Genomic DNA, 10,419 nt, shown 5'->3' with positions numbered 1-10,419 from the left:
GCGGTCCCCTGAAAAATTACATTGCCATGAGAATCAGCGAGAAGCTGGCAACGAACATTGCGATGGAGGTGAATGCTGCGATATCACGGATCATGTCAGTCATCTTGCTCTCCTTACTCGTTATGTTTCCAATTTGTTCCGCTATTGTTCTGTTGTCAACAGGAATCTTTTCCGCATAGTTAACGGCAGAACCGGAGGAGAATCATGAGGACCGCCATCGCATTCATCGCCATTCTCGCTGCAACGGCGACATCGGCTGCGGACATAGACCCTGGCCATATCGTCGATGCCGCGACCGGAGACTGGAACGGCGACGGCAAGCCGGATCTCGCAGTCCTCGCCGGACCAGCCGAAGCTGCAAGCGACGAGAAGATCGGCATCTACATCTATCTGCGCGACGCCGATCACGAGCTGCTCAGGCTTTCGGCGAGAGCGCCCGACAAAATCTGGGGCAGCACGGATGCAGACGGCGTCCTCGGTCAGGAACCGTCGATCAAGGCGGCCAGGAAGACCTCCATTGCCGTCCGTTCCCAGAACAGCGCGATCGGCCGCGAGCGCTGGGACCAGACGCTGACGCTCGCCTATCGTAACAAGCAGTTCGTGGTCGCCGGTTACACCTATAATCACTACGACACGCTCGCCAATGCCGGCGGTTCCTGCGACTACAATGCGCTGACTGGCAAGTTGCAGAAGGACGGAAAGGACGTGAAGACCGTGCCGCGCGTCATCGCGATCGAGCAATGGAGCGACGAGACCGGTCAATCGATCTGCGGCCAGTAGTCACAAGTTCTCATTTTGTTCTTTACAGGCATACGTTTTTCGGAGAGGTTCGGCGCGGGGGGCCGAGCGCTATGAATCTTGCAGCATTGAACAGCTTTATCGTCGAAGCGAAGGCAAATACCTATGTCGGCGGCGGGAAAACGTTAGACGCCTGCCGCGCCGGGTCGCACGACATCGGCTACGAGCGCGGAGATTGGCGCTATCTCGACAGCTACTTTGGTGGAACAGATTTCGCCGGACAGGAAGTCGTGTGGCTGAGCGGCGAGCCTATCTGGGTGATGAATTATTTCGGCCGCATCGTCGAGCCGTCGCTGATCGATGGGCAGAAGGCAGGCGTGGTGATCAAGGCTGCGCTTTCGACGATGTATGCCGAGCACCAGCGCTTTCTGGGCGGCATGGAATTTGAACATGCCTTCGGCTTCTACGCCGACCACAGCACCGGCGATTGCGATCACTTCAGCGGGCGGGAAATGATCATCGTCGAGGAGCGGAGAGCCTACGAGCTGGACTATCGCGGCGGCCTCATCCGCCCCTAATCAGAATTCGACGACCTTGCCGTCGCTGATCGTCACGCGGCGGTCCATGCGGCCGGCGAGTTCGTGGTTGTGGGTGGCGATCAGCGCTGCGAGACCGGACTGGCGCACCAGCGCCTCCAGCGCGTCAAACACGTAATGCGCGGTTTCCGGATCAAGGTTTCCGGTCGGCTCGTCGGCGAGAAACACGGTCGGCGCATTAGCAACGGCGCGCGCAATCGCGACCCGCTGCTGCTCGCCGCCCGACAGCTCGCCGGGACGATGATTGGCGCGATGGCCGATGCGCATATAGTCGAGCAACTGCTTTGCGCGCTCGGCCGCCTCCTTGCGCGGCAAACCGGCGATCAACTGCGGCATCATGATGTTTTCGAGCGCCGAGAACTCCGGCAGGAGATGGTGGAACTGGTAGACGAAGCCGATCTCGCTGCGGCGGATTGCCGTGCGCTTCTCGTCGGTCAGCCCTTCGCAGGCTTGACCATTGACGGCGACTTCGCCGCCGTCCGGATGCTCCAGCAGGCCCGCGACATGCAGCAGCGTCGATTTGCCTGTGCCCGACGGAGCGACCAGCGCGACGATCTCGCCGCTGTGGAGAACAAAATCGGCCCCCTTCAGAATGGTGAGCACGGTATCGCCCTGGCCATAGTGACGCTCGACGCCGGAAAGCTTGAGAACGACGTTCCGTTTCATTGAAATCAGCATTCCTTATTCGTAGCGGAGCGCCTGCACCGGATCGAGCTTCGAGGCCCGCCAAGCTGGGAAAATGGTCGCGAGAAAGGAGAGTGACAGCGCCATGACAACGACAGAGACCGTCTCGCCAATGCTCATCTCGGCTGGCAACTGGCTCAGGAAATAGAGCTGCGGATTGAAGAGCACAGTGCCCGTAATCCAGGAGAAGAACTGGCGGATCGACTCGATATTGATGCAGACGACGACGCCGAGCAGCACGCCGGCAATGGTGCCGACGATGCCGATCGCAGCACCGGTCATGAAGAAGATGCGCATGATGGCGCCAGACGTCGCACCCATAGTGCGCAGGATCGCGATGTCGCTGCCCTTGTCTTTCACCAGCATGATCAGGCCGGAGATGATGTTTAGCGCCGCGACGAGCACGATCAGCGTCAGGATCATGAACATCACGTTGCGCTCCACCTGCAGAGCGGAAAAGAAGGTCTGGTTGCGCTGGCGCCAGTCGGTGATGCCGATCTGGCGGCCGGCCGCTTCCTCCACCCTGGGGCGGAGATTGTCGATGTCGTCGGGATTGTTGGCGAAGAGCTCGATCGACTGAACGAGGCCCTCGGCATTGAAATAGAGCTGCGCCTCTTCGAGCGGCATATAGATGATCGCCGCGTCATATTCCGACATGCCGATCTCGAATATACCGGAGACGGTGTAGGATTTGACCCGCGGATTGATGCCCATCGGCGTCACGTCGCCTTCGGGTGAAATCAGCGTGATGGTATCGCCTGCCTGCAGGCCGAGCTGCTCCGCCATGCGCGAGCCGACGAGAACGCCCTGCCCCGAAGCGAAACCGACGAGGTCTCCGGACTTGATGTTGTCGGAAACCGTCTTGAGCTTGGTGAGATCTTCAGCGCGGATGCCGCGCACCAGGGCGCCGGTCCCGGCACCCGCCTGGCCGGAGGCCAGCGTCTGACCTTCGACCAGCGGCAGCGCCATCCTGATGCCGGGCACCGCCGCGAACCTGTCGGTCAATGCCGCATAATCGTTGAAAGGCCCGTCCACCGGCTGGACGATCATATGACCGTTGATGCCGAGAATGCGCGAGATCAGCTCGGTGCGGAAACCGTTCATGACCGCCATGACGATGATCAGTGTTGCGACGCCCAGCATAATGCCGACGAAGGAAAAGCCGGCGATGACCGAGATGAAGGCCTCCTTGCGGCGAGCGCGCAGATAGCGCCACGCCACGAGGCGTTCGAAGGCGGAAAATGGCCTGCCCGCCGGACCGAGGCCGGATTTCGAACCCCGCTGGTCCACCGCCGCATCTGCCATTTCGCCTCCGTTCGGCCTTACGCCAAGAGCTTGTTGATCGCCGCGTCGATCGTCATCGTTTCGCGGGCACCGGTCTTGCGGTCCTTGAGTTCCACTTCGCCGTTTGCGACCGCGCGCGGGCCGGCGATGACCTGCACGGGTATGCCGATCAGGTCGGCGGTGGCGAACTTCGTTCCGGCGCGATCATCGGTGTCGTCATAGAGGACGTCCTTGCCGGCCTTCGAAAGTGCCGCGTAGATTTTATCGCAGACGCCGTCGCAGGCGGCATCGCCCGCCTTCATGTTGATCACGATCGCATCGAACGGCGCAACAGAAGCCGGCCAGATGATTCCGTTGTCGTCATGCGATGCTTCGATGATGGCGGGAACAAGGCGGGTCGGCCCGATACCGTAGGAACCCATGTGGACGGTGTGTTCCTTGCCGTCCGGACCCTGCACCTTAGCGCCCATTGGCTCGGAGTATTTGGTGCCGAAATAAAAGATGTGGCCGACCTCGATGCCGCGGGCGGAAAGACGCTCGCCTTCCGGAAGGGCGTTGAACGCAGCTTCGTCGTGCATCTCCGAGGTGGCCGCATAAACAGAGGTCCACTTGTCGAAAATCGCATTCAGGCCGGCGACATCGTCGAAGTTGGTGTCGGCCGGCGGGATATCGAAATTGACGAAATCCTTGTGGCTATAAACTTCGGACTCGCCGGTTTCCGCGAGAATGATGAATTCGTGGCTGAGATCGCCACCGATGGGACCGGTGTCGGCGCGCATCGGAATGGCGCGCAGGCCCAGGCGGTCGAAGGTGCGCAGATAGGCCGCGAACATTTTCTTATAGGAGTGCTCGGCGCCTTCGCGCGTCAGGTCGAAGGAATAGGCGTCCTTCATCATGAACTCGCGCGAGCGCATGGTGCCGAAACGCGGACGGATCTCGTCGCGGAACTTCAGCTGGATGTGATAGAGGTTCAGCGGCAGGTTCTTGTAGGACTTGACGTAGGAACGGAAGATATCCGTCACCATCTCCTCATTCGTCGGTCCATAGAGCATCGGCCGGTCCTGGCGGTCCTTGATGCGCAACATCTCCTTGCCGTAGGCGTCGTAGCGCCCGCTCTCCTGCCAGAGCTCGGCGGACTGCAGCGTCGGCATGGAAAGCTCGATCGCGCCGCTGCGGTTCTGCTCCTCGCGGATAATGGTGTTCACCTTGTCGAGAACGCGCTTGCCAAGCGGCAGCCAGGAATAAATGCCCTGCGATTGCTGGCGGATCATGCCGGCGCGCAGCATCAGCCGGTGGGAGACGATTTCCGCCTCCTTGGGGTTTTCCTTGAGGATGGGCATGAAATAGCGGGACAGTCGCATGACGGATTCCAGAGCAGTTGGGATTCCGCGTCTCATGCGGAATCGACGGCAATCGTTGATATCGGGTGCGTTCATAACCGCTTCGCGGCCGGAAAGAAACCCGCGTGACGCGCGAGCAGCCTATCGTAGACGCAAGTTTGCGGCCGAAAAATGCCAATGCGAAGAAAAGCGGGCGTTTCTAAAGGTTTGCATCAAAATGTTGTCAACAGGAATTTTTTTCTGAAGTGTAGCAAAAATACAAAAAAAGCTGGTGACAAAGCTTATTCTTTGAGCTAGCTTTAGCTCACAAAACAGGCAGGGAGATTAAATTCCTGTCGAATTCGCGGTCAAGTCTTGGGAGGATCAGATCTTAGGCGCGCTCGTCGCAGCCCCGGCAACGGTTACAGATCACGCGATACTTAAAACAAGGCTTTCAGCCTTGTTTTTTTTTGGTTTTTCGACCGGCTCTTTCGCAGAAAAACCGTCTTCCTTCCCTTACGGCACGTTTCTCATGCCGTAGCGTGAGTTCCATGCAGCAATTCCATGACACATGTATGACAGCTCCGAAGCCCTCGGAATTACACATGCCCAAAGTTTGAGCAAAAGCTCCGCCTCACCGGAAGCTTGGGCCTATCTGCGGGAGAGCGTCAAAACCCAAGCCGAAATAGGTCGAGGAGATATACCAGGCGCCGTAGATGACCGCGGAAATGATGGTCGTCAGCGAGAAGGTGAAGAGCGCCCGAAAACGCGTCGGCGCGCTCGGTACGGTGCCGAGAACCACGTCATTGTCCTCCGCCTGCGTGCGCAGGCCGATCGGCAGCACGGCAAAAAGCGTGATCCACCAGACGATGAAATAGACGGCAAAGCCCTGTAGAAAAACCTGCAGCATTCCTGTGTCCTAAGACGCCGTTGCAAACATTGCAACAGACGCGCTTATAGAGCGGAATGGCGGATAGCTCAAATGGTGTCCGGCCGCTTTGCGCAGTCGGGTCGCTCTGCCGCAGCATCAATCTTCATGCAGCGCGCGGTCATAAAGCTCTTTGCATGCTGGGAGCCTATCCGTCAGCCGCCGTACTTCATTATTTTCGGCAAGTTCAATGTATTGGGTGATGCTGGCCTTCATAAGTCTGTCTGCGTCCGTCGCCGCTTTGCCGGCGCGCTGCAGGTTACGGCGGCCAACGCTTCGCAAGAGGACATAGCGGTCATTCATGCTTTCGCGTCGTATCGTCTGCCAATTGGCGGGATAAATCTCGACCAGCAGCCGGTATAAGGCCGCACATTCCAACTGCCGTGTGCCCTTCTCCTGAACTGGGGGCAGTCTTTCTTTTGCCGCCGAAAAGGTGAGGCTCCAAACCACAAGCAACATAGCAAGCAAAATGGCTGCTGAACCTCGCATGTCGATCCCTCTGTTCTTCATGAACGGATAGCACCAAGCACTCAAAGCAACCAAGAGTGGTGGATTCTTAGAGAATTCGCCTCAAATCTGTTCCAACTCGATCAGCGTGCCGAAGAAGTCCTTCGGATGCAGGAAGAGCACGGGCTTTCCATGGGCACCGGTCTGAGGCTCGCCGCTGCCGAGCACCCTTGCCCCTGATTTCACGAGTTGCTCGCGCGCGGCAATGATGTCCGAAACCTCGTAGCAGATGTGGTGCATGCCGCCGGAAGGGTTTTTTTCGAGGAAGGCGGCGATCGGCGAATATTCGCCGTGCGGCTCCAGCAATTCCACCTTCGTGTTCGGCAGTTCGACGAAGACGACGGTGACGCCGTGTTCAGGCAAAACTTGCGGCTGCGAGACCCTGGCGCCCAGGGTATCGCGGTAGCTTGCCGTTGCTGCGGCAAGGTCGGGAACGGCGATGGCTATATGGTTGACGCGGCCGAGCATCGATCAGACCTTTGTGATGAACGCGGTTACGATCGGCTTCTTGCCCCAGGTCTGGTTTGCCGCGGCACGGACCGCGCGGCGCACCGCTTCCTGCATCATGTCGAGGTCCTTGCGGCGGGCGCGCGGGATGCTTTCTATGGCGCCGACGACAGCGTCGAAGAGTGTGTCTTCCATCTCGTCGCCCTCGTCGTCATAGTCCGGCAGGCCGATCGCGACGAGATCAGGATCGCCAACGATGTCGTAGCGGCTGTCGATCACGACGTTGACCGCGACGTGGCCGACATAGGAAAGCTTCTTCCGATCGCCGATGCCCATCTCATCGAAATCGCCGATCAGCGAGCCGTCCTTGTAGATACGCCCGTGCGGCGCCTCGTCGATGACTTCGACCGGACCGGGCGCAAGCCGCAGGACGTCGCCGTTGCGCACGCGCGGCACGATGCCGATGCCGGATTGTTCCGCCAGCTCCTTATGCGCCGACAGATGTATCGCCTCGCCGTGCACGGGCACGACAATCTTCGGACGCGTCAGCTCGTACATCTTCTGCAGCTCGTTGCGGCGCGGATGGCCGGAGACGTGAACGAGGGCTTCGTTGTCCGTGATGACGTGCACGCCCTGCTCCGTCAAGCCGTTCTTGATATCCTGGATCGCCTTCTCGTTGCCGGGAATGGCGCGGGAGGAGAAGACGACGATATCGCCGGCGGCAAGCGCCACGTTGCGCATCTCGTCGCGCGACAGCTTGGCAAGCGCGGCGCGCGGCTCGCCCTGGCTGCCGGTCAGGATGACCACAACCTTGTCGCGCGGAATGTAGCCGTATTCGTCCTCGGAGATGAAGGGCTTTACGCCTTCCATCAGGCCAACATCACGCGAAACGTCGACGACGCGCTTCAGCGAGCTTCCGAGCAGCAACACCTCACGGCCCGCGGCTTCGGCGGCCTCAGCAATAGTGCGGATACGGCCGACGTTCGACGAGAAACTGGTGATTGCCACCCGACCTTCGGCATTCTCGATGATCCTGCTCAGGCTTTCCGAAACGTCCCTTTCGGACGGCGAGACGCCGTCGCGCAGCGCGTTGGTGGAATCGCACATCAGTGCCAGCACGCCTTCGTCGCCGAGCTGGCGGAAGCGGGTCTCGTCGGTCAGCGGCCCGAGCGACGGTTCGTGATCGATCTTCCAGTCGCCGGTGTGGATCACATTGCCGAGCGGCGTGCGGATCATCAGCGACATCGGCTCTGGAATCGAGTGATTGACGGCCACGCCTTCGATGCTGAAGGGACCGGCATTGATCGTATCGCCCGCCTTGAACATCGTCACCGGCACTTCGCCGATCGCATCCTTCTCGAAATTGCGCTTGGCCTCGAGCAGGCCCGCGGTGAAGGGCGACCCGTAGACGGGAACATTCAGGCCCGGCCAGAGATCGGCCAACGCACCGTAGTGATCCTCATGCGCATGCGTGATGATGATCGCCTTGAGGTTCTTGCGCTCGGCGGCGAGAAAGCGAATGTCGGGCAGCACCAGATCGACGCCCGGGAGATCCGGACCGGGGAAGGTGACGCCGCAATCGACCATGATCCACTGGCGGTTTCCCGCCGGGCCGTAACCGTACAGCGCGAGATTCATGCCGATCTCGCCGACACCGCCCAAGGGCAGAAATACCAGTTCGTCCTGCTTAGCCATAAGCTCCACTATCCAAAAAATACATCCCCGGCGGCAATCCGCATCATCTTGCCCGCGCCGGTTTCGAGCATCAACACGCCATTATCATCAATCCCGGCGAATTGTCCGGAAATCGAGCGGTCCGGCAGGTTGACCGTGATCTTTTCGCCGATGCCGCAGGCCACATCCCGCCAGCGGGCGGCGATCTCGCGAACGCCGCGCCCTTCGTTCCAGATATCCAGCACCTCGGCCATCGAAGCGAAGAGATGGGCGAAAAGTTCCTCGGGAGCGGCGGTACTTCCCTCTTGGCGCAGGCAGGTCACCGGGTAGAGCGGATTGTCGGGCATGACCGAAACGTTGATGCCGATGCCGATCACCAGCGCATAGCGCCCATCCGCAAGCTTTTCACCTTCAACGAGGATCCCGCAGGTCTTCCTGCGGCCGATCAGGATATCATTCGGCCATTTCACCTCAAGCGGTGCTGCGCCGGGCGGCAGAACCATGCGGATCGCTCGATGCACGGCAACGGCGATCGCCAGCGGGAGCGACGAAAGACGCTCCATCGGCGCCGGATCGATCAAGAGAAGGGAGGCGTAAAGATTGCCGCGTTCCGAAGCCCAGGTGCGGCCGCGGCGGCCACGGCCGCTCGTCTGCTTCTGCGCGGTCACCCACAGGAAACCGCCGTCCCCTGCCCTAGCGCGGGCAAGGCATTCGCTGTTGGTGGATGATGTCTCCGACAGCGCCTCGTGCCGGAAATCGCCGAGCGATATCCGGCGCCGCGCGGGAGACATCATCAAAAGAGCGTCGCAGCCGCGAGTTCGGCCGCCCCGCCGATCGGCCCGCCGATGACGACATAGGCAAGAACGAACAGCCCGGAAAGGCCGAAGACGAGGCGAAGCGGACCGGAAACGCGGGCAAACTCATCCGTCGCCTCATCGAACCACATCAGCTTGATGACACGCAGATAATAGTAGGCGCCGACGACCGATGCGAGAACGCCGATGATGGCGAGGGCATAGAGCTTGGCTTCGATGGCGGCGACGAAGACGAAATACTTCGCGAAGAAGCCCGCAAGCGGCGGAATGCCGGCGAGCGAGAACATCAGGATCGTCAGCACCGTCGCCATGAAGGGGTTCGTGCTGGAAAGACCTGCCAGATCGTCGACGGCTTCGACGATCGTGCCGTCCTTGCGGCGCATCGACATGATGATCGCAAACGAACCGAGCGTCATGACCATGTAGATGACCATGTAGAGCATGACGCCGGTCACACCCGTCTGGTTGCCGGCGGCAAGGCCGACGAGCGCGTAGCCCATGTGACCAATCGAGGAATAGGCCATCAGCCGCTTGATGTTCCGCTGTCCGATGGCGGCGAAGGCGCCGAGCAGCATCGAAGCGATCGAGATGAAGACCACGACCTGCTGCCAGTCGGCAACGACCGGCTGGAAGGCGGTGATGACGATACGCGTCATCATGGCCATGGCGGCAACCTTCGGCGCGCTAGCCAGAAAGGCGGTGACCGGGGTCGGCGCACCTTCGTAGACGTCCGGCGTCCACATGTGGAAGGGAACGGCCGAGATCTTGAAGGCGATGCCTGCGAGGATGAAGACCAGGCCGAAGACCAGGCCGAGCGAGCGGGCGCCTTCAGCGGACAGCGCCTGGGCGATATCGGCGAAATGCGTGTGGCCGGTGAAGCCGTAGACCAGCGACATTCCGTAGAGCAGCAAGCCCGAGGAAAGCGCGCCGAGAACGAAGTACTTGAGACCCGCTTCCGTGGACTTCAGGTTTTCCCGGTTGATCGCCGCCACGACGTAGATCGCCAGCGACTGCAACTCGAGGCCGAGATAGAGGGCGATCAGGTCGTTTGCCGAGATCATCAGCATGATGCCGAGCGTGCAGAGCACGAGCAGGACCGGGAACTCGAACTTGTCGAGCTGGTTTTCCCTGGCAAGGCCGATCGACATGAAGAGCGCCGCGAAGGAGCCGACGAGCGCGGTGATCTTCATGAAGCGGGAGAAGCCGTCTGCCTGGTAGACGCCGCCATAAGCAAGGCCATCGCCGGGCACGAAGATCAGCCACAGCGCCGAAGCCGCAAACAGGATCAGCGCTAGGACGCTCACCATGCGGCCCGACCGCTCGCCCGCAAAGACGCCGATCATGAGCAGGACAAGGGCGCCGACCGCGAGGATGATCTCCGGCGCGGAAAGATACAGGCTTGCGAGAATGGTTTCAGCGGTCATGTG

The 10,419-nt window shown here is 60.3% G+C and carries 11 protein-coding genes; 2 read left to right on the top strand and 9 right to left on the bottom strand.

What is annotated here, in order from left to right; genetic code table 11:
- The first annotated feature begins 204 nt into the window (after positions 1–204).
- Both ACZ9BX_RS02975 and ACZ9BX_RS02970 read left to right on the top strand, forming a co-directional pair.
- Complete coding sequence (locus ACZ9BX_RS02975) at positions 205–780, top strand: hypothetical protein (protein WP_476215629.1); 576 nt, start codon at positions 205–207, stop codon at positions 778–780.
- Between the two features lie 71 nt (positions 781–851).
- Positions 852–1,316: a DUF5680 domain-containing protein gene (locus tag ACZ9BX_RS02970; RefSeq protein ID WP_476215627.1), complete on the top strand. Its 465-nt coding sequence runs from the start codon at positions 852–854 to the stop codon at positions 1,314–1,316.
- Here ACZ9BX_RS02970 and ACZ9BX_RS02965 read toward each other — a convergent pair whose 3' ends face one another.
- The 9 genes from ACZ9BX_RS02965 to nuoN all read right to left on the bottom strand — a co-directional run bounded on the left by ACZ9BX_RS02965 (position 1,317) and on the right by nuoN (position 10,416).
- Positions 1,317–2,000 (bottom strand): ABC transporter ATP-binding protein, encoded by a 684-nt coding sequence (locus tag ACZ9BX_RS02965; RefSeq protein ID WP_476215625.1) that lies wholly within the window; start codon positions 1,998–2,000, stop codon positions 1,317–1,319. It abuts the gene before it with no gap.
- Positions 2,001–2,015: 15 nt separating this feature from the next.
- Entirely contained in the window at positions 2,016–3,323 is a 1,308-nt protein-coding gene (locus tag ACZ9BX_RS02960; protein WP_086994008.1) for a lipoprotein-releasing ABC transporter permease subunit, read from the bottom strand.
- Positions 3,324–3,340: 17 nt separating this feature from the next.
- Complete coding sequence (proS, locus tag ACZ9BX_RS02955) at positions 3,341–4,663, bottom strand: proline--tRNA ligase (protein WP_476215623.1); 1,323 nt, start codon at positions 4,661–4,663, stop codon at positions 3,341–3,343.
- A 592-nt stretch (positions 4,664–5,255) separates the two neighbouring features.
- The gene (locus tag ACZ9BX_RS02950) at positions 5,256–5,531 is read right to left on the bottom strand and encodes a DUF1467 family protein (RefSeq protein ID WP_476215622.1); all 276 of its coding nucleotides are present in this window, start codon (positions 5,529–5,531) and stop codon (positions 5,256–5,258) included.
- 117 nt (positions 5,532–5,648) lie between these two features.
- On the bottom strand, positions 5,649–6,059 hold the full coding sequence (locus ACZ9BX_RS02945; RefSeq protein ID WP_476215620.1) for a hypothetical protein: 411 nt from the start codon (positions 6,057–6,059) through the stop codon (positions 5,649–5,651).
- Between the two features lie 60 nt (positions 6,060–6,119).
- Positions 6,120–6,524 carry a methylmalonyl-CoA epimerase gene (mce, locus tag ACZ9BX_RS02940; RefSeq protein ID WP_476215618.1) on the bottom strand — a complete coding sequence of 135 codons (405 nt, stop codon included), beginning with the start codon at positions 6,522–6,524 and terminating at the stop codon, positions 6,120–6,122.
- 3 nt (positions 6,525–6,527) lie between these two features.
- Positions 6,528–8,198 (bottom strand): ribonuclease J, encoded by a 1,671-nt coding sequence (locus ACZ9BX_RS02935; RefSeq protein ID WP_476215616.1) that lies wholly within the window; start codon positions 8,196–8,198, stop codon positions 6,528–6,530.
- 8 nt (positions 8,199–8,206) lie between these two features.
- Positions 8,207–8,971 (bottom strand): biotin--[acetyl-CoA-carboxylase] ligase, encoded by a 765-nt coding sequence (locus ACZ9BX_RS02930; RefSeq protein ID WP_086994019.1) that lies wholly within the window; start codon positions 8,969–8,971, stop codon positions 8,207–8,209.
- Positions 8,971–10,416: an NADH-quinone oxidoreductase subunit NuoN gene (gene nuoN, locus ACZ9BX_RS02925; protein ID WP_132561606.1), complete on the bottom strand. Its 1,446-nt coding sequence runs from the start codon at positions 10,414–10,416 to the stop codon at positions 8,971–8,973. The genes ACZ9BX_RS02930 and nuoN overlap by 1 nt, the downstream gene beginning before the upstream one ends.
- Positions 10,417–10,419: the final 3 nt, after the last annotated feature.

This window comes from Rhizobium sp. USDA 3886 (assembly GCF_056279785.1).
Note: the sequence above shows the minus strand (reverse complement) of the source record. Positions and strands in the feature narration are given on the sequence as shown.

What these genes read in the sequence shown, in the direction of transcription:
- ACZ9BX_RS02975 (WP_476215629.1), top strand. Translation starts at nt 205, where the DNA reads ATGAGGACCGCCATCGCATTCATCGCCATTCTCGCTGCAACGGCGACA.
- ACZ9BX_RS02970 (WP_476215627.1), top strand. Translation starts at nt 852, where the DNA reads ATGAATCTTGCAGCATTGAACAGCTTTATCGTCGAAGCGAAGGCAAAT.
- ACZ9BX_RS02965 (WP_476215625.1), bottom strand. Translation starts at nt 2,000, where the DNA reads ATGAAACGGAACGTCGTTCTCAAGCTTTCCGGCGTCGAGCGTCACTAT.
- ACZ9BX_RS02960 (WP_086994008.1), bottom strand. Translation starts at nt 3,323, where the DNA reads ATGGCAGATGCGGCGGTGGACCAGCGGGGTTCGAAATCCGGCCTCGGT.
- proS (WP_476215623.1), bottom strand. Translation starts at nt 4,663, where the DNA reads ATGCGACTGTCCCGCTATTTCATGCCCATCCTCAAGGAAAACCCCAAG.
- ACZ9BX_RS02950 (WP_476215622.1), bottom strand. Translation starts at nt 5,531, where the DNA reads ATGCTGCAGGTTTTTCTACAGGGCTTTGCCGTCTATTTCATCGTCTGG.
- ACZ9BX_RS02945 (WP_476215620.1), bottom strand. Translation starts at nt 6,059, where the DNA reads ATGAAGAACAGAGGGATCGACATGCGAGGTTCAGCAGCCATTTTGCTT.
- mce (WP_476215618.1), bottom strand. Translation starts at nt 6,524, where the DNA reads ATGCTCGGCCGCGTCAACCATATAGCCATCGCCGTTCCCGACCTTGCC.
- ACZ9BX_RS02935 (WP_476215616.1), bottom strand. Translation starts at nt 8,198, where the DNA reads ATGGCTAAGCAGGACGAACTGGTATTTCTGCCCTTGGGCGGTGTCGGC.
- ACZ9BX_RS02930 (WP_086994019.1), bottom strand. Translation starts at nt 8,971, where the DNA reads ATGATGTCTCCCGCGCGGCGCCGGATATCGCTCGGCGATTTCCGGCAC.
- nuoN (WP_132561606.1), bottom strand. Translation starts at nt 10,416, where the DNA reads ATGACCGCTGAAACCATTCTCGCAAGCCTGTATCTTTCCGCGCCGGAG.